The organism is Streptosporangium sp. NPDC049644, from assembly GCF_040675205.1.
GTDB lineage: Bacteria > Actinomycetota > Actinomycetes > Streptosporangiales > Streptosporangiaceae > Streptosporangium > Streptosporangium fukuiense.
Genome location: NZ_JBFAOJ010000051.1, coordinates 26,332 through 45,167, shown reverse-complemented (window position 1 = coordinate 45,167; position 18,836 = coordinate 26,332). Strand labels below are relative to the sequence as shown.

Here is an 18,836-nt window from a genome sequence, read left to right as displayed (position 1 = left end):
CTCAGGAGACGACCCCGGTACCGGTGCCGCCTGACCGCCCTCCGCCGGAGAGGATCGCGGCCCGGGCGCGCCGCCTGTCCCTGCTGAACGGCCTGTTCGAGTTCCGGGCGCTCATCGCGCTGGCGGTCCTGATCGTGCTCTTCGGCATGCTGACGGATTCGTTCCTCACGGTGCCGAACCTCATCAGGGCGGCCGAGCAGATCGCGGTCAACGGGGTGGTCGCGCTCGGCATGCTGCTGGTCATCCTCAGGGGCGGCATCGACCTGTCCGTCGGCTCGGTCATCGGGCTCTCCGGGGTCGTCGCCGGCGAGTTGCTCGCAGGTCTCGATCTCAGGTTCGTCGACATGATCGCCTACCCGCCCGTGTGGGGCGTGGTCGTGCTCTGCGTCGCGGTCGGCATGCTCGTCGGCCTGGTGAACGGCGTCCTTGTCACCCGGTTCGAGGTGGCGCCGTTCATCGCGACATTCGGCATGCTGTACGTGGCGCGGGGACTCGCGATGCTGATCTCCGGCGGCTCGACCTACACCGACCTGGACGGCAGCCCCCAACTCGGCAACACCGGCTTCGGCCTCCTCGGCGACGCACGCCCACTCGGCATCCCGATCTCGATCTGGATCATGGTCGCCCTGGCCGTCGCCGTCATGCTGGCGCTCACCAGGACACCGTTCGGCCGGTGGTTGTACGCCGCGGGCGGCAACGAGCGGGCCGCGGAGCTCTCGGGGGTCCCGGTCGACCGCGTCAAGACGGTCGTCTACGTGATCTCCGGCGCCTGTGCCGCGCTCGCGGGTCTCCTCATCGCCTCGGAGCTGACCGTGGCGACACCTCAGGCCGGTGAGACGTTCGAGCTCAACGCGATCGCCGCGGTCATCCTCGGCGGCGCCACGCTGAACGGGGGCCGCGGCACCGTACGGGGCACCCTCGTCGGAGTCCTCGTCGTCGCTCTCCTCGTCAACGGCCTGCTGATCCTGGACGTGTCGCTGTTCTGGCAGATCCTCATCAAGGGAGCCTTGATCATCTTTGTGGTGATGCTGGACCAGGGGTGGCGGCGGCTCCAGCGACACAGGTCCGCGCTCTCGGCGCTGGTCGCCGACGGGCGACCGGACTGACGGGCCGCCTCCCGACACCCGCCCATCCCGGCGTCTCCCCGATCCGCCGGTGATGTTCACGACGATACGGTTGCCGCTTCTTTTGGATTTTCAGATTAATAGGTGATCCAACTCTCATTGGGCAATTGGCAGGATAAACGGCATGGCAGTCGAAGCGTTCAGCAGCGATGTCACGCTGCGCATCAACGGTGCCGACCACTCCGTCTCCCTGGACAACCGGGTGACCCTGCTGGACGCGTTGCGGGAGCATCTCGGCCTGACCGGGGCGAAGAAAGGGTGCGACCACGGGCAGTGCGGGACGTGCACGGTCCTGCTGGACGGCCGGCGGGTGAACAGCTGCCTGACGCTCGCGGTCACCGCCACCGAACAGGAGATCGTCACCATCGAGGGGGTCGCCGGCCTGGCTCGCGCGAACGACCTGCACACCGTTCAGCAGGCGTTCCTCGACCACGAGGGCTTCCAGTGCGGCTATTGCACGCCGGGCCAGATCTGCTCGGCGATCGGCGCGCTCGCCGAGGCGGACGCGGGCTGGCCCAGCCATGTCACCGAGGACGTCGCGGCCGGTGTCGCCTCCCGCGCCGCGCTGGACGCCGAAGAGGTCCGCGAACGGATGAGCGGCAACCTCTGCCGCTGCGGGGCGTACGCCGGGGTCGTCGAGGCGGTCCTCGAAGTCGCCGGGGCGGGGCCCGGAGGCGGACGGTGAGACCTTTCGCCTACGAGCGCGCCGCCGACCCCGGCGCCGCCGCCACCGCCGTGGTGGACGGCACCGACGCGATGTTCCTGGCCGGCGGAACCAATCTGGTGGACCTGATGAAACTCGGCGTGGCCCGGCCGGCGAAGCTGGTGGACGTCACCCGGCTGCCGTACGACCGGATCGAACACCGGGCCGACGGAAGCGTGCTCATCGGCGCGACGGTGCGTAACAGCGACCTGGCCGGCGACCGGGGCATCAGGGAACGCTTCCCGATGCTCACCCGGGCCGTGCTGTCCGGAGCCTCCGGACAGCTCAGGTCGATGGCCACCACCGGCGGAAACCTGCTGCAGCGCACGCGCTGCCCGTACTTCCAGGACGTCACCAAGCCGTGCAACAAGCGTGACCCGGGCGCGGGCTGTTCCGCGATCGGCGGCGGTCACCGCGACCTGGGTGTGATCGGCACCTCCGGCAGCTGCGTGGCCACCCACCCGTCCGACATGGCGGTGGCGATGGCCGCTCTCGACGCCGTGGTACACCTCAGGCTCGCGGGCGGAGAAGAGCGGGCGGTGCCCCTCCACGACCTCTACCTGCTGCCCGGCGACACCCCCGATCGCGAGACGGTACTGGAGCCAGGCGACCTGATCACCGGTGTCGAGCTGCCACCGCCGCCGGACGGCGCGGCCATGCGGTACCGCAAGGTCCGCGACCGCTGGTCCTACGCGTTCGCGGTGGTCTCGGTCGCGGCCCTGGTCACGACGGAGGGCGGCGGGTCGCTGCGGGAGATCCGGCTGGCGCTGGGCGGCGTGGCCCCGCAGCCGTGGCGGGCACACCAGGCCGAGCGGATGCTGGCCGGTCACCGGCCGAACAGGGAACTGCTGCTGGCGGCGGCGGAGGCGGAGTTCGCGTCGGCACGCCCCCTGCCGGAGAACGAGTTCAAGATCGGGCTCGCCGCCGATCTGATCGCGGCGAGCGTACGCGATCTCATGGGGGACCTCGTGGCGGAGGAACGGCGATGACCACGCTGGACAAGGTGGTGGGCGGGGCACCGACCAGGATCGACGGGCGCGAGAAGGTCACCGGCGCGGCCCGCTACGCCTACGAGTACCCGGTGCCGAACGCCGTCTATGTCTGGCCCGTGCAGGCCACCGTCGCCCGCGGCCGGGTGCGCGCCGTCCACGACGGCGCCGCGCTGGCCCTGCCGGGGGTGATCGCCGTACTGAACAGCGGCAACGTCTCCCGGCTGCGCCCCGCCGAGGACGCCGAGCTGGCCGTCCTGCAGTCGGCCGACGTCGCCTACCGCGGGCAGATCGTCGCGGCCGTGGTCGCGAGCACCCTGGAAGGCGCCCGCGAGGCGGCGTCGGCGGTACGGGTGGACTACGACGAGCAGGAACACGACGTCGTGCTGAGCCCGGACAACCCGCGGATCTTCTCACCCCGGAAGGCCAACGCGGGTTTTCCCGGGACCGTCCACTGGGGCGACGCCGAGAGCGCCCTGGCCGCGGCACCGGCCGGCGTCGACGCCACCTACACGACCCCGGCCGAACATGCCAGCCCGCTGGAACCGCACGCCACGATCGCGTTCTGGGAGGGCGAGACCCTGACCCTCTACAACGCCGACCAGGCGCCCTGGATGTCGGCGACCGCGATCGCCGCGCTGTTCGGCCTCGCCGACGGCGCGGTGAGCATCGTCGCCGACCACACCGGCGGCGGTTTCGGGTCGAAGGCGGTACCGCGCCCGCCGACCGTGCTGGCGGCGCTGGCCGCCCGCGCCGTCGGGCGGCCGGTCAAGGTGGCGATGACCAGGCAGCAGATGTTCCCGCTCGTCAGCTACCGGACGCCCACCGTGCAACGGGTGCGTCTGGGGGCCGAGCTGGACGGCCGGCTGACCGCGGTGTGGCACGACGCGCTCCAGCAGAGCTCGAAGCGCGTCGAGTACACCGAGCAGACGGTCGCGGCCAGCCGCATGATGTACGCGACGCCCAACAGCCACACCGCCCACCGGTTGCTACAGCTGGACGTACCGACCCCGTCGTGGATGCGCGCGCCCGGCGAGGCTCCGGGGATGTTCGCGCTCGAATCGGCGATGGACGAGCTGGCGTACGCCCTCGGGATGGACCCCGTCGAGCTGCGAGTCGTCAACGAGCCCGCGCTGGACCCCGAATCGGGCCTCCCGTTCAGCAGCCGCAACCTGGTCGCCTGCCTGCGGGAGGGGGCGGCGCGCTTCGGCTGGGCCGGACGCGACCCCGCGCCGGGCGTCCGCGGACAGGGCCGGTGGCTCGTCGGCACCGGCGTCGCGTCCTCGACCTACCCGGTTCTCACCATGGCTTCCACCGCGACCGTCCGCGCCGAGCCGACGGGCAGGTTCGTGGTCGAGATCGCCGCGGCCGACATCGGGACCGGGGCTCGCACCGCGCTGGCCCAGGTCGCGGCCGACGAACTCGGGGTGCCGATGGACCAGATCACCGCCCTGGTGGGCCGCAGCGTCTTCGGACCCGCGCCGTTCGCCGGCGGGTCCATGGGCACCGCCTCGTGGAGCTGGGCGGTGAGCAAGGCGTGCCGGACACTGGTCAGGGAGCTCGACGAACGGTCCGGAGTGATCCCCCCCGAAGGACTGCTGGCGCGGGCGGACACCACCGAGGACCTCGCCGCCCAGGAGCGGTTCTCCCGCCACTCGTTCGGAGCGCAGTTCGCCGAGGTCAAGGTCGACGTCGACAGCGGGCAGGTCCGTATCGAGCGGCTGCTCGGGGTCTTCGCGGCCGGCCGGATCGTCAACGCCGGGACGGCGCGCTCGCAGTTCCTCGGCGGCATGACGATGGGGATCTCCATGGCCCTGCACGAGTCCCTGCAACTGGACCCCCGCTTCGGTGACTTCACCAACCACGACCTGGCCACCTACCACATCGCGTCGAACGCCGACGTCCGCGGGATCGAGGCGCACTGGATCGACGAGCACGACGACCAGCTCAATCCCGTCGGCGTCAAGGGCATCGGCGAGGTGGGGATCGTCGGCACCGCCGCCGCGATCGCCAATGCCGTCTTCCACGCCACCGGCTCCCGGCAGCGCGACCTGCCGATCACCCTCGATCGGGTGCGGGCCGCCATGCGCACCGGCTGACGGGATCTTCCCCGCCGAATCCGGGAAGATCACCGCGACAGGTGGGGTCGGGCGGGATCTACCGCGAGCATGGGGCAGAGTGGTCGAGTAGACCGGGACTGACCGGCCCAGGACCACCCGTCGCCGGCGCGCTCGGCCGCAGAAGGGGTGACCATGAGGAAGACCGCGAGCCGGATCGTGCCGACCGCCGGCCTGGTGGCCATGCTGATGGCGATGTCGGCAGGCTGCGCCGATGACCCGGCCGCCAAGGGGGTGGCTCCCCCGAGCGCGGCGCCGGCGACCTCGGGGAGCATGAGCGGCACCTCCGGCCCGGCTCCGAGCAGGGTGCCGGACGGGGTGCCGGACCTCCAGGCAGGGAAGGAGGTGGCCCGCGACATCCAGGTGCCCTGGGGTCTGGCGTTCCTGCCGGACGGCGACGCGCTCGTCTCCGAGCGCGACAGCGGCCGGGTGCTCCAGGTCCCGGGGCGCGGCGGGCGGCCACGCGAGGTCTACCGGGTGCCCGGCGTGGTCGCGAGCGGTGAGGGCGGCCTGCTCGGGCTGGCCGTGTCACCCGGCTATGCCAGGGACCGTTACGTGTACGCCTACCTCACCACCTCCTCCGACAACCGGATCGTGCGTTTCCGCCTTGGCGACGCCACCCCCGAGGTGCTGTTCGACGGCATCGCCAAGGCCTCCTTCCACAACGGCGGCCGCATCGCGTTCGGGCCGGACGGCATGCTGTACGCCGGCACCGGAGACGCGGGTCAGCGGGACTCGTCGCAGGATCCACGCCTGCCGAACGGGAAGATCCTCCGGCTGACGCCGGAGGGCAGGCCCGCCCCCGGCAACCCGACGCCGGGCTCGCCGGTCTACAGCCTCGGCCATCGCAACGTCCAGGGGCTGGCCTGGGACGAGCGGGGACGCCTTTTCGCCACCGAGTTCGGGCAGAACACGCTGGACGAGGTCAACCTGATCGAGCCCGGCCGCAACTACGGCTGGCCGGAGGTGGAGGGCAAGGGCGACACGCGCGGCGGTGAGTTCACCAACCCGCTGGTGACGTGGTCCACGAGCGAGGCGTCCCCCTCCGGTGCCGCCATCGCCGGGAACACGTTGTACGTGGCGGCGCTACGCGGGGAGCGGTTGTGGACGGTGCCCCTGCGCGACGGGAGAACCGGCGAACCCCGGGCCGAACTGGTCGGCCGGTACGGCCGCCTGCGCACGGTCGCCGTGGCACCGGACGGGGCGCTCTGGCTGACCACGTCCAACACCGACGGGCGCGGTGAGGTGCGCGAGGGCGACGACCGGATCCTGCGCTACCCGGCCAGGGCCGGGACGGGGTGACGTGCCCCCTCGGCCGCGGCCGGCGCGGCACCGACAGGGCCGACAGGGCCGACGGACGCGGTCAGCCCTCGGTGCGGAACCGGTCCCGTACGGCACGCGCCATGCCGGGGTCGTCGGCGATCACCCCGTCCAGGTTGAGCCGGTACAGGCGCCTCAGCCACTTCCGTACCTCCTCGTCGGCGCGCCCGCCCGAACTGTCGCCCCTGAGGTCCGCCCGGAGCCGCACGGCGAGCTTGCGAACCGTCGTGGCGTGCACCAGGAGCCCTTCTCGCTGGGCGTTCCTGACGAGCGCGGCGGGTGACACCGATCTGCTCTCGAAACCGCCGGGATCCCGGGGGCCGATCCGCTTCGTGACCACGCCGATGCCGTCGGCGTACTTGGCGATCTCCCGTAGGCCCTCCGGAGTGACCATGTCGTCGTAGGTGGTCGGATCGCCGGCCCGCACATGGTCGTACGGGGCGCCGTTCGCTCCGATGAACTGGATGAGCCGGAGCCGGGTGAGGGGGTGCAACCGCTTGAGGTTCCCGGTCTCGAAGGACTGGATGAAGACCGGGTCCCGCTCGTCGTCCCAGCCGTACTTCCGGAAGGTCTCCAGCAGCGGTTCCTCCAGCGGCAGCCCGATCGAGGCGAAGTAGGTGGGGAACTTGGTCTCGGCGTAGACGCCCACGCCGTGATTCTGCGCGAGCTGGACTATCTCATCGAGTGTCGGGATTCGCTCCATCCCGTCGTAGGCGGTGTTGCCTCGACGCTGCGTGGGGAAGCGTTCCCTGGCACGGAGGGTGCGCAGCTCCGCGAGGGTGAAGTCCTCGGTGAACCAGCCCGTGTGCCGGATGCCGTTTATGGTCTTGGAAGTCCTGCGGTCGGCGAACTCCGGATGCCTCGCGACGTCGGTGGTCGCCGAGAGCTCGTTCTCGTGCCGGGCGACCAGCACGTGGTCCTTGGTCGAGACGAGATCTGGCTCGATGTAGTCGGCGCCCATCGAGATGGCGACCGTGTAGGCGAGAAGCGTGTGCTCGGGCCGGAAGGCACTGGCCCCGCGGTGCGCGATGATGATCGGCTCGCCCCCACGGCGTCCGAGTCGCCTGACCTCCGGGCTCGTTCGGTGCTCGGCCGTGAAGTGCGCGGACCGTTCGACCGTGGAACCCGTGAGCCGTTTGGACGCCGAGTCACCGGACCGCTCGGTGAGACTCGCGGATCGCGTACCCGTCGATTCCTCGTGATGGAGGGCGCCGATCGCGGCCATTCCTATGAGTACGGCCAGCACACCGGCCCGCGCCTTGCTCACCTGCGTACACCCCTCACTCTGGGTCAGAGGGGGGACACATTCGCATAAACGCCTATACCCGGACCGGACAGGTGATTAACGATCAGAAGCGATCCACTCGGGAGCATGTTGCACGGCCATCTCCGGAAATAATCTGAAATGTCCCCCGGCGGCCGCGCCGATATCGCGGCAGCCGACATCATCGCCACAACCGGGCTACGACGGCCTCCGCTGGACGTGCGCGAGTGGCGGTGCCCGCTGTGACGCGACCCCGCAGATCCGTTGTTCGACGGAGAAAGAAGAAGTGGCCGACTACCCGGTCCGCGCCTCGACGCCTCCTGGGACGTCACCGCCGGCGTGTCGATTCAGCGCGCGACCGCCCACCGCCTCGGCCTCGGACCCCGTACCGGCTCAGGCCCCTTGCCGATCCCGGGCGGCGGGCCGGCCGCGCACCACAGGCGGTCGCCGCCCCGGTTTCAAACGGCAGGCCAGGCCGCTACCAACCCGCCCGGCCCGGCCGCTGCCCGTGCCGGTGGTGCCCGTGCCGGTGGTGCCCGCCGTGCCTCACCCGCCCATGCCGCCCGTACCAGCGGTCCCTGTGTCGCCGTGCATCCGAACCGCGCCGCCCGAACCCGCGGTCACCGTACCGTCCCGCCTCGAAACCCCGCCGACCGAACCCCCGGTCGCCGTACCCGGCCTCCGGACCCCGCCGCCCGAACCCCCGGTCCTCATACCGCTCGGACCCCAGACCCTCCGAGCGCCCGAACCCCCGGTCGCCGTACCCGGCCTCCGGACCCCGCCGCCCGAACCCCCGGTCCTCATACCGCTCGGGCCTCGAATCCCCCGAGCGCCCGAATCCCCAACCCTCACCGCGCTCGGCGTCTGAATCCAGCCGGCCAGCCCCGTAGTCCCCGTATCGCCCGGAATCCGAATCATCCGACCGCCCGAACCCCCGTCCCCCACCGCGCTCCCCGCCCCGGCCCCGCCACCCGAACCAGCGACCCCCGTGACGCCTCGCCTCATGGCCCCGCCGCCCGAACTCCCGCGCCCTGTGCCGTCCGGCATCCGAACGCCTCGGTCGCCCGAACCCCCAGTTCCCTCCGCGTTCGATGCTCGACTCGGAGCGCGTGGCCGTGTGCCCGTTCCCCGAACGCAGCCGCTTGATCGTCCATCCTCCGGCGTGCTTGCCCCCCGAGCTCGCGGACTTGTGCGCGCCCCAACTCGTGGAGCGCTCGTGCGACGGCTTCGAATGCTGGGCGGCGCCGAGAGCGGCCACCCCTATGAGTACGGCCACGACACCGGCCCGCACGATGCTCACCTGGGCACACCCCCGCCTTCTGATCATTCGGGGGGCCACTTCGTACAAACGACTCCCTACCCGGATTGGCGGGGAGGCTAACGATCGGAGGCGGTCGCCGGAGCGGCCGCGCCCCGCCGATTCAGCGAGCACGGCGGCCGGACCCGGCGGTCAGGTACGACGGGTCTTCGACAGGGTCGCGTAGACGATGATGTTGTCGGTGTAGTGACCGGTCTTCCTGTTGTAGACACCGCCACAGGTGATCAGGCGCAGGGTCGCCTCGCCGGTGTTGCCGTAGACCCGCTTCGACGGGAAGGCCGCCTTGCTGACCTGCTCCACACCGTCGACCGTGAACTCCGCGACGGTCCCGTCCGTCCGGGAGACCTTGATCTTGTCTCCGCGCTTGATCTCCTTCAGCCTGCTGAAGACGGCGGCTCCGTTCCGGGTGTTCACGTGCCCGAGAACCACCGAAGGTCCCTGCTGCCCGGGAGTAGGACCGTACTTGTACCAACCCGCCTGGTTGGGCTTGCTCAGCGGAGGAGTCTGGATCTCCCGCTTGGCGTCGACACCGAGCGCCATCAGCGGGGCCAGCACACCGATCTTCGGGATGGCCAGCCGCCGGGGCTTCACGCCGTCGCTCTTCAACGGCGCCGGAGGCTGGACCACCGGCAGCGGTGGCGGCGCCGTGGGCGCGGCGGCCGTCAGCGGGACGTCCAGCCCGCCCGGTCCCACCGCTGCCGGCAACACCCCCGCGGGCTGCTCGGCGGCCTGCTCACCGGTGCCCGGCTGCGCGCCCGGCTGTTCCTGAAGGGTGCTGACCGCCGCCTGCGGCTCGGACAGCCCGTAGCCCGGATCCTCCGACGCCGGTGAGAGGTACGCGAGCAGCCCCGCCATGATCGCGGCCACCCCGCCGAGCGACCCGGCCACGAGGAGCCCGGCCATCAGCATGTTCCCCTTGGGCTTGGCCGGGCCGCCGCCGGGATAGGGGCCGGGACCGCCCTGCACAGGTCCTTGGTACATCCGGCGCCTCCTTCAGCTGTCCCGCTGGCCGCGCGCGTGTGCCGCCCGCCGCCTCATCAAGGCCACACCGCCCAGCGCGCTACCTGTCACCATCACCGTTCCAGCGCCGAGCAGCCCCAGGCCGGAGCTCCCCTCCGGCGCCTCACCGGTCTGGGCCCCACCGCTGGGCGTGATGATCACCTGTGGCGCGGTCGGCGTGGGCCGGGTGGGGGTGACGGTGGCGGTCACGGTCAGGGTCGGCTTGGGCGTCGAGGTGGTCGTGCTGGTGCTCGTGCTGTTGACCCCGGTCACCGGGGGAGTCGTCGTGCCGGTGTGGGTGGGGGTCGACGTGCCGGTGTGGGTGTTGGTGGGGGTGGCGGTCGGATTCGTCGGCGTGACCGTGGGGCTGACCGTGGGGCTGACCGTGGGGCTCGGCGACCCGGTCCCCGTGCCCGTCGGGTCGGGCGACTGCGACCCGCCCGCCTCGGAGATCGTGACGTCCACCGAGACCGGCGCGCTGACGAGCGAGCACGTGGCCCGGTATTCGTTCGGCGGGTTCTGCAGTTCCCTGGTGATCACCCGGAAGGCGTCGAGCTGCGCCCACTTGCCGTCCTCCAGGTTCTTGACCTCGATGGTGTGCTCGCCGTACTTGAGGCCGTTGAACCTCCACAGCGTGAGCCCACCCTCGTGGGCGGCGTTCGTCGGCGTGCCGTCGCGATTCTTGGAGGCGTCGACGAAGGACGGTGTGGCGTCCTGGCCGTCGATCCTGAACCCGACCTTCCCCGCTTCGTTGCTGCGCCGGGCGACATACTCGATTCCGGTGCCGGTGAACGTGAAGGAGGCCCAGGAGTTCACCTTGTTCGTACGGTGAAGGTCGCGGCCGTAGTCGCCGATACTCAGAGGCTCGCTGCCCAGGTACGCCCAATCGGCCGCCGCATGGTAGCTCACCCGAGGATCGTCGTCGTTGACCATGACCTCGCCGGCCGGCGGTATGAAGTCCACGAACAACTTCCTGGGGCTGACCTTGAGCGTCCCGACCCTGTCGGTGTGGGCGGAATCGGAGATCCCCTCGGGCAGCCGCAGAATGCTGCCCGGCTGGAGCTGGTTGGGCTGGTCCAGGCTTCCCTTCGGCTGCAGGACGCCGACCCAGCTGCCGGAGAGCTGGACGTTCCCGGTGACCAGAACCTTGGCGCCGGGGGCGAAGTAGTCCGGCGAGCCGAACCGGGTCGGGTCCTGCTTGTAGCCGAGCTTCCAGCCGATGTTGAGCGGCTGGCCGACCGTGAGCGTCGTGGGGATCGACACCTTCGTCCGGAGGTTGACCGTGCTGTTGTTCAGCGCGATCCCTCCGGTGCACGCGTAGTCGACCACGAGTTCGGCGATGCCGGCATCGGCCGCTTCGGAGGGCAGCGCGACCAGCGCGCCACCGGCAAGGCACAGGGCCGAAACCGCGAGAGATCTACGGAGCCCAGATCGCCACCGAACCACTACATACTCCGATCACAAAGGCCGCCGTCAACGGGCATGGCCATAGCACACCGAGGGTAGATCGTACGGTTTACACCATCTTCGGCGCAGCGAGATATCGGGTATGTACGGAGACCGTGGCGCACTTGTGATCTGGATGTAAACCCACAAACCACCGCAAGCCATACTTGCGACCCCCGGCCGGGTGTACCCCGAAGTAACAGAATCGTATTCTGTGTCACGGATCCCTAGGAGGCACACAATGCAGCGAGACCTCTTCGAAGAGGAGCACCAGCTCTTCCGAGAGACAGTACGTGAGTTCCTGGCCCGCGAGGTGACGCCCCATCATGCCCAGTGGGAGAAGGACGGCATCGTCCCCCGCGAGGTGTGGAAGAAGGCCGGAGAGGTCGGCATGTTCGGCTTCGGGGTACCCGAGGAGTTCGGCGGGGCGGGGATCACCGACTTCCGCTACAACGCCGTGATCTCCGAGGAGGTCATCTCGACGGGCGCGTCCGGTCTGGGGTTCTCGCTGCACAACGACGTCATGGCGCCGTACTTCGTGGACCTCACCAACGACGAGCAGAAGGCGCGCTGGCTGCCCGGGTTCGCCGGCGGCGAGCTCATCACAGCGGTCGCGATGAGCGAGCCCGGCGCGGGCAGCGACCTGCAGGGCATCAGGACGACCGCCGTGCGCGAGGGCGACCACTACGTGGTCAACGGCCAGAAGACCTTCATCACCAACGGCATCAACTCCGACCTGGTCGTCGCGGTCACGAAGACCGACCCGGAGGCGGGCGCCCGGGGGATCTCGCTGCTGGTCGTCGAACGGGGCATGGAGGGCTTCACCCGGGGCCGCAACCTGGAGAAGATCGGCATGCACGCCCAGGACACGGCGGAGCTGTTCTTCGACAACGTCCGGGTCCCCGCGGCCAACCTGCTGGGGCCGCAGGAGGGGCAGGGCTTCTTCCAGCTCATGGCCAACCTGCCGCAGGAGCGCCTGTCGATCGCGGTGATGGCGGTGGCGGCGGCGGAGACGGTCCTGCGGGCGACCATCGAGTACTGCAAGAGCCGCACGGCCTTCGGCCGCAACATCGGCAGCTTCCAGAACACCAGGTTCGTCCTGGCGGAGCTGGACACCGAGGTGGAGATCGCCCGCCACTACGTGGACAAGTGCATCCGGGCGCTCAACGCCGGGGAACTCACCGCGGTGGACGCCGCCAAGGCGAAGTGGTGGACCACGGAGCTGCAGACCAAGGTCATCGACCGCTGCCTGCAGCTGCACGGCGGCTACGGCTACATGATGGAGTACCCCGTGGCCAAGGCCTGGATCGACAGCCGCGTCCAGACCATCTACGGCGGCACCACAGAGATCATGAAAGAGATCATCGGCCGCTCCTTCGGCTTCTGACCCGGCCCGGCCTCCACCCGGGAGAACCGCCGCCCTCGTGACGGCAGGGCGCAGGTTCTCCCGTGATCAGCCGGCCGGTGCCGTCACCCCTTGGTGATCTCCTGGATCTGGACGGCCAACCCGTCCTTGATCGTCACTTTGGCGAGGAGGACGTCACCCTTGCCGAGAGCCTTCCGCAGCTGCTCCACGGAGCAGCTGTGCGGGGCCTTCCCCTCCGTGCAGATCAGCCCTTGTGCGTCGAGCACGACCGTGTAGGGCGACAGGAGGGCCTTCACTCCCTGGTCACTCGTGGGGGTCACCGTGATCGTGTCCGCTCCCCGCAGGGCGATCTGCCCCCGTACCGTGTCGTCGACGCTTCGGCCTCCCGGCACGCTCACCGACTGCGACGGCGTGGGAGGCGACGCGGAGGGCTCCGTCGGCGAGGCGGAGGAGGAGGGCGACGGAACCTCGGAGACCTCGGGAGACGGAGTGGCGGAGGCGGTCACGGTGACGGTCGCGGTCACCGACGCGCCGGACGTGCCGCCCGAGCCCGAACAAGCGGAGAGCCCTACGGCCAGGGCTGCCATCAGCAGGGCACGCGTTACCTTCGATGTCCTGTTCACGAAATGTAACGATCTCACGGGTTCCGGATCGCGGTTACCCGCCCCGGAAGCGGCTCCGTCGACGCATACTGGTCAACGGAGACTTCCCCGAGGGGGTGACGATGGACAGCGGGCTGATTCTGCTGATCTTCCTGGCGTTCCTGTTCGCCTGGGGCCTGAACCGGGTACGGCGCGCCTTCCGGCTCGGCCCTGTCGCGTACGCCGGTGTCATGGTGGTGTTCGTCATCGCGATGCTGGCCGTCTGGGGACAGTCGTTCCGCTAGCCGTTCTGGGCCGACGCCTCCAGCAGCACCCTCGCGACCAGCTCGGGGTCGTCGGTCATCGGCACATGCCCGCACCCCTTGAGCAGTTTCACCCGCTGCCCCGACCATTTGGCGGCCCTTACCGCCTGCCGGCGCAAAAGCAGCCTGTCGTGCTCGCCCCAGGCGATCGTGACCGGCACCTTCGGCGGTGCGGGAGGCATCAGTCCCGCGAACGAGGCGAGCGTCTCGTCGAACCCCGAGGCGTCCTTGAGCGCCTGGAGGGCGGCGAGTTGCGCCTCAGGGGAGAGCCTGGCGGGGTGCGCGACCAGGAGCCCCAGGGAGAGGCCGCGGATCAGCGGGTCCTCCGCGTGGGCCAGTGCCCGTTCGGGGGAAAGGGAACGCGCGCCGGCCCTGTTGAACCGCAGGACGGCTCGCGCGTACGCGAGCTCGCTACGGTTCCAGAACCCGGCGGGAGAGAGCGCGGTGGCCGAGCGGACCGCGGCGCGCGCGGCCAGTTCGAGGGCGACGTAACCTCCCAGGGAGTTTCCCGCCACATGCGGTTCACGCAGGCCGAGCCGCCCGAAGAAGGACTCGATCGCGTCCGCCAGGCTCTCCGCCGTGTACGGCGTGCCGGACGGCAGCGGCGGTGAGACGCCGAAACCGGGAAAGTCGACGGCGATCACGTCTCGCTCGGCGGCAAGCCGGTCGAGCACCGGCAACCATGCCTGCCAGTGATGCCCGATGCCGTGTAGCAGGACCAGGGGCGAGCCCGTCCCACGCCGTTCGAACGCCAGCTCCATGTCCCGAGTCAACCACCGATCGGATAGTTGTTCCAGCTCTGCCATGTATCGTTCAGCGCGACCTGGTGGGAATCTCGAACCAGACGGCCTTTCCTTCCTTGGTGGGGCGGGAGCCCCAGCGCTTGGCGAGCTGGTCGACGAGATAGAGGCCCCGCCCGCCCTCGTCGTTCTCCCCCGCGCTGCGGATGCGCGGCAGCCGGAGGTCCTGGTCGAAGACCTCGACCCAGACGGACTCTCCGCCCCGGCGCAGCCGGAGGGTGAACTCCTTCTCGTTGACGATCTCGTCTTCGAAGCCGGGGATGTCCCAGGACTCGTCGAACGACAGCGGAGGACCGTCCATTGTCAGCTCCCTGCGCGGGACGCTGGCGCTGGCGGCGTGCAGCACGACGTTGGTGACGACCTCGGAGACCAGCAGGCAGGCGAGCTCGGCGCGCTCCTCGGGGACGTTCCAGCCGACGAACGCCTCCGAGGCCATCCGGCGCGCCTCACCGACCATGATCGGCTGGGCCGGGAAGGTGCGCTCCTCGACGGCCAGGTCCTCGGAGGCGGACCTGAGCACGAGAATGGCCATGTCATCGTCGATCTCGCCGGGCACCGCGACGGTGGCGGCGTCGGCGATGCGCTCGACGGAGGTGTCGCTGATCTCGATGAGCCTCTCGCAGAGCTGCCCCAGCGTCTCCTCGACGTTGGGCGGCCTGCCGCCCGTGTCGCGGATGGGGCGGCGGTCGACGAGCCCGTCGGTGTAGAGGAGCAGCGCGGCCCCGGGGGGCAGTGTCCGCGTCTCCTCCTTGTAGACCAGGTCCGCGTGCATGCCCTTGGCCCGGACTCCCAGCGGCTGGCCAACCTCGCGGATGTCGAGTTCGGTGCAGGTGTCGCCGATGAGCAGCAGCGGGGGGGCGTGACCGGCGTTGGCGAACGACAGCTGCCGCGACCAGGCGTCGTACACCAGATACTGGCAGGTGACGATGGGCGGGACGCTGATGTCGGCGCCGCTCTCGTCCTGCTCGGGGGTGGCGATGATGCGCGTCCACTCGTCGAGTCTGGCGAGGATCTCCGCCGGTGGTTTGTCGTCCTGGGCGAAGGCTCGCAGCGCCGCCCGCAGCTGTCCCATGACCGCCGCGGCCTTGGCGCCCCGGCCCTCGACGTCGCCGATGACGATGCCGACCCGGCCCGCCGAGAGCGGGATGACGTCGTACCAGTCGCCGCCGACCTGGGTCTGGATGCCCTGTCCGTGGCTGGCCAGGGGGGCGGCGGGAAAGTAGCGGACCGCGATCTCCAGCCCGTCGAGCTGCGGCAGCGCGCGGGGAAGAAGGTGCTTCTGGAAGGACTCCGCCGTGTGCCGTTCCTCCTCGAACAGCAGCGCGTTGTCGACGGCGAGGGCGACCCTGGTGGCGATCGCCCCCACGAAGTCACGGTCGAAGGCGTCGTAGTGCGGGCTACGCCGGTCGGTCAGGTTGGACAGTCCCAGGTACATCAGCCCGAGGGTCTCGCCTCGCACGCAGAGCGGCGCCACGATGGCCGAGGTCATGCCGATCTCGGCGGCCAGGCGGGTGTTGGCCTCGCCGGGGCTGGGATAGTTGGTCTGGGAGAAGTCCTCGACCAGGATCGTCTCCTGGCGGCGCAGCGCGATGTCGGCGTAGTGTCCCGCCGGATAGCGGATCTCCGCTCCGATCGGTGCCCAGGTGTTGGGCGGCGGGCTCCACCCCTGGACGTGTGTGGAGACCCTGCGGGTCAGCCGCCCCTCCTCCATCAGCTCGATGAAGCAGTGGTCGGCGAACTGCGGGACGAGCATCTCGGCGACGCGCTTGAGCGTCTCCTCGACGTAGAGCGATCCGGCGAGACGCTCGCCGATCCGCTCCAGCAGGCCGAAGCGGTCCTTCTCCCGCTCGTTGCTGCGCATCGCCTCACGGGCGGTGATGACGATGCCCGTCACCGCTCCCGAGGGATGGCGCAGCGGCACGGCCTGGGCCCGTACGTAGATGATCGTCCCGTCGCCGCGCCTGACGTCGAACGTGCCCTCCCAGACACCACCCTTGAGGACGTGCTTGGAGAGCTCGACGGCCAGCGGGTGGTCCTTCTCCATGATGCCCAGGGAGAGGGACTGATCACGCGGCCCCGACGTGCCCGGGCGCCCGAAAAGCCTTTCCGCGAAAGGGTTCCAGTAGAGCAGGTTGCTGAACCTGTCGGTGACCACCACCGCCATCTCAGCATGATCTAGGACGGAACCGGCCGTAAGGTGATCAGCGGCATCTTGGGAAACATCCCCCCACCGCTTCATCCGGTGACCGCCCCTCGTGGGCGGGTGTGTGCAAAGCGAACCACGGTTGCTCCTGCAGTCTCGGCCTGGGAGCGGAGGGACTCCCGAACGGGATCCAACCGAGCTAAGGGGCCTCGGTCAGCGTGTGGAGACGAAAACGTGCGCGGCAATCTCTCGCGGGAGATCCGCAAGAAAGTTGTCCGCCTCGTCGTCACCTGTCACCCGCACACCGTCGTCGCTCACCGCGAGCGTTACCTCGCGTCCGGGTTGTATCCCAACTTGCTTGAGTTTAAGCATCACAGCCGGATCGCTTTGCACTTGTTCACTAATTCGCCGCACGACAACGGGTATATCTCTGGGTCCGGCCATCGCGGCCATCGACGGCAGCGACTCCGACCGCCCGTCGGGAAGGCCCGAGACGCCGAGTTCCTCCAGGCCGGGGATCGGATTGCCGTGCGGGTCCTCGGTGGGGTTGTTGAGCAGGCTGACCAGCCTCGCCTCCACCGATTCGGACATGACGTGCTCCCAGCGGCACGCCTCGATGTGCACGTCCTCCCAGGGCAGGCCGATGACCTGGGTGAGCAGGCACTCGGCGAGACGGTGCTTGCGCATGACGCGGGTCGCGAGAGTGCGCCCCAGCTCTGTCATGGTCAGGTGCCGGTCGCCCTCGACGCGAACCAGACCGTCGCGCTCCATCCTGGCGACCGTCTGGCTGACTGTGGGACCACTCTGCTGGAGCCGCTCCGCGATGCGCGCGCGGAGGGGGACGATGCCCTCCTCCTCCAGCTCGAAGATCGTACGAAGGTACATCTCCGTGGTGTCGATCAAGCCGTGTGCGGTCAAGGTTCCTCCCGTCCTCTCTCGATGCTACGTCCATCGCGCGGTGTTCCCGGGAGGGCGGCGCGGGACCTTGGAAGTTCGAAGACACGACCCTATTGGGAGAACGGCTCGTGATGGCAAAGGACAGCAACACCGGGGGCCGCCGAATCCTTCCCTAGCTGCTCAAACACTACTCGCCACCGGTTGATATTTTCTGAAGGCCGGGACGGCCAGCCCCACCGCGACCACGGCCACCGCGCAGGCGATCCCACCGCCCACCCAGGCCCCGGTGGCCCCGAACCACGAGGCGGTGGCCCCGGCCCGGAGGTCTCCCAGTCTGGGGCCTCCCGCGACCACCACCATGAAGACACCCTGCATCCTCCCGCGCATGTCGTCTGGCGCGTGGGTCTGCAGGATCGTCTGCCGCCACACCGCGGAGACCAGGTCGGCGGCCCCGCCGAACGCGAGCAGCGCGACCATCAGCCACAACTGGTCCGCGAGTCCGGCCGCGGCGACGGTGAGCCCCCAGGCGGCGATCACGTACGTCAGCGCCATTCCCTGACGCCGGACCCGTCCCACCCAGCCCGACAGCACCCCGCCGAGCACCGAGCCGATGGCGATGCTGGCCGACAGCCAGCCGAAGGCGACCAGCGACCCGCCGAACCTCTCGGCCACGACCTCCGGGAACAGCGCCCTGGGCAGTGCGAACGCCATGGCGATGAGATCGACGACGAACGACATCAGCACCACCGGGTGCCCGCAGACGTAACGCAGGCCGTCCACGACCGACCGCAGTCCTGGGCGCGTCACCTCGCCGACCGGTTCGAGTCTCGGCAGTCTCACCGCGGCGTAGAAGCCCGCGCCGAACAGCAGCGCGTCGATCAGGTAGGCGGCGGCGAAACCGCTCTGGGCGAGCACGACCCCGCCGATCAACGGCCCGATGACGGTGCCGAGGCCGCTCACCAGGAAGTTGAGGGTGTTGGCCGCCGGGATCAGGTCGGCCGGGACCAGCCTGGGGATGATGGCCCCCCTGGTCGGGCCCGTGATGGCGAAACCTGTGGCGTGCAGGGCCACGGTGGCCAGCAACAGCCCGACGCTCGTCGACCCGAGGGCCGCCTGGACCAAAAGGGCGAGCGTCCCCGACCAGGCGATCAGCGCGCCGATGATGAGGAGCCTGCGCCGGTCGACGGCATCGGCGATCGCACCGCCCCAGAGCCCGAAGACGACCAGGGGGATCAGGTTGGCGGGGCCGAGCATGCCGACCCAGAAGGACGACTCCGTGATGTCGTAGATCTGGGCGCTGACGGCCACCGAGGTGAGCTGGAAGCCGATGAACGACACACCCTGACCGGCCCAGAGTCGCCGGTAGGCGGGGATGACGAGCGGGCGTGTGTCGGCCGCGTGCCTGCGGACGAAATTTCCGAACCCCACACCGCTCCCTCTCTACCG

15 protein-coding genes are annotated in these 18,836 nt (G+C 69.9%); 7 read left to right on the top strand and 8 right to left on the bottom strand.

What is annotated here, in order from left to right:
- Positions 1-23 precede the first annotated feature (23 nt).
- The 5 genes from AB0J58_RS26160 (at position 24) to AB0J58_RS26140 (ending at position 6,235) form a co-directional block, all read left to right on the top strand.
- Complete coding sequence (locus AB0J58_RS26160; protein ID WP_364220011.1) at positions 24-1,106, top strand: ABC transporter permease; 1,083 nt, start codon at positions 24-26, stop codon at positions 1,104-1,106.
- Between the two features lie 142 nt (positions 1,107-1,248).
- On the top strand, positions 1,249-1,809 hold the full coding sequence (locus AB0J58_RS26155) for a 2Fe-2S iron-sulfur cluster-binding protein (protein WP_364220008.1): 561 nt from the start codon (positions 1,249-1,251) through the stop codon (positions 1,807-1,809).
- Complete coding sequence (locus AB0J58_RS26150; protein ID WP_364220005.1) at positions 1,806-2,816, top strand: xanthine dehydrogenase family protein subunit M; 1,011 nt, start codon at positions 1,806-1,808, stop codon at positions 2,814-2,816. Before AB0J58_RS26155 ends, AB0J58_RS26150 begins: the two co-directional genes overlap by 4 nt.
- A complete protein-coding gene (locus AB0J58_RS26145) occupies positions 2,813-4,915 on the top strand; it encodes a xanthine dehydrogenase family protein molybdopterin-binding subunit (RefSeq protein WP_364220002.1) in 2,103 nt (700 codons plus the stop codon). The genes AB0J58_RS26150 and AB0J58_RS26145 overlap by 4 nt, the downstream gene beginning before the upstream one ends.
- A gap of 153 nt (positions 4,916-5,068) precedes the next feature.
- A complete protein-coding gene (locus AB0J58_RS26140; RefSeq protein ID WP_364219999.1) occupies positions 5,069-6,235 on the top strand; it encodes a PQQ-dependent sugar dehydrogenase in 1,167 nt (388 codons plus the stop codon).
- A 61-nt stretch (positions 6,236-6,296) separates the two neighbouring features.
- Here AB0J58_RS26140 and AB0J58_RS26135 read toward each other — a convergent pair whose 3' ends face one another.
- The 3 genes from AB0J58_RS26135 to AB0J58_RS26125 all read right to left on the bottom strand — a co-directional run bounded on the left by AB0J58_RS26135 (position 6,297) and on the right by AB0J58_RS26125 (position 11,280).
- Positions 6,297-7,520, bottom strand: a complete 1,224-nt coding sequence (locus AB0J58_RS26135; RefSeq protein WP_364219996.1) for a glycerophosphodiester phosphodiesterase family protein — start codon at positions 7,518-7,520, stop codon at positions 6,297-6,299.
- Positions 7,521-8,967: 1,447 nt separating this feature from the next.
- Complete coding sequence (locus AB0J58_RS26130; protein WP_364219993.1) at positions 8,968-9,816, bottom strand: class F sortase; 849 nt, start codon at positions 9,814-9,816, stop codon at positions 8,968-8,970.
- 12 nt (positions 9,817-9,828) lie between these two features.
- Entirely contained in the window at positions 9,829-11,280 is a 1,452-nt protein-coding gene (locus AB0J58_RS26125; RefSeq protein ID WP_364219990.1) for a hypothetical protein, read from the bottom strand.
- A gap of 241 nt (positions 11,281-11,521) precedes the next feature.
- On the opposite strand from AB0J58_RS26125, the gene AB0J58_RS26120 reads away from it, so the two are divergent.
- On the top strand, positions 11,522-12,667 hold the full coding sequence (locus AB0J58_RS26120; protein WP_364219987.1) for an acyl-CoA dehydrogenase family protein: 1,146 nt from the start codon (positions 11,522-11,524) through the stop codon (positions 12,665-12,667).
- 83 nt (positions 12,668-12,750) lie between these two features.
- Here the strand turns inward: AB0J58_RS26120 and AB0J58_RS26115 are convergent, their stop codons facing one another.
- Entirely contained in the window at positions 12,751-13,269 is a 519-nt protein-coding gene (locus AB0J58_RS26115; RefSeq protein WP_364219984.1) for a hypothetical protein, read from the bottom strand.
- 101 nt (positions 13,270-13,370) lie between these two features.
- Between AB0J58_RS26115 and AB0J58_RS26110 the strand changes: the two genes are divergently transcribed.
- Complete coding sequence (locus tag AB0J58_RS26110) at positions 13,371-13,532, top strand: hypothetical protein (protein WP_343968431.1); 162 nt, start codon at positions 13,371-13,373, stop codon at positions 13,530-13,532.
- On the opposite strand, the gene AB0J58_RS26105 is transcribed toward AB0J58_RS26110, so the two are convergent.
- The 4 genes from AB0J58_RS26105 to AB0J58_RS26090 form a co-directional block, all read right to left on the bottom strand.
- Complete coding sequence (locus tag AB0J58_RS26105) at positions 13,529-14,311, bottom strand: alpha/beta fold hydrolase (RefSeq protein ID WP_364219981.1); 783 nt, start codon at positions 14,309-14,311, stop codon at positions 13,529-13,531. The two genes, AB0J58_RS26110 and AB0J58_RS26105, sit on opposite strands and share 4 nt — an antisense overlap.
- 52 nt (positions 14,312-14,363) lie before the next feature.
- A complete protein-coding gene (locus AB0J58_RS26100) occupies positions 14,364-16,589 on the bottom strand; it encodes a SpoIIE family protein phosphatase (RefSeq protein WP_364219978.1) in 2,226 nt (741 codons plus the stop codon).
- 117 nt (positions 16,590-16,706) lie between these two features.
- The gene (locus AB0J58_RS26095; protein ID WP_343968437.1) at positions 16,707-17,411 is read right to left on the bottom strand and encodes a metal-dependent transcriptional regulator; all 705 of its coding nucleotides are present in this window, start codon (positions 17,409-17,411) and stop codon (positions 16,707-16,709) included.
- Positions 17,412-17,570: 159 nt separating this feature from the next.
- Positions 17,571-18,818, bottom strand: coding sequence for an MFS transporter (locus AB0J58_RS26090; protein WP_364219975.1), 1,248 nt, complete (start codon positions 18,816-18,818; stop codon positions 17,571-17,573).
- Positions 18,819-18,836 lie beyond the last annotated feature (18 nt).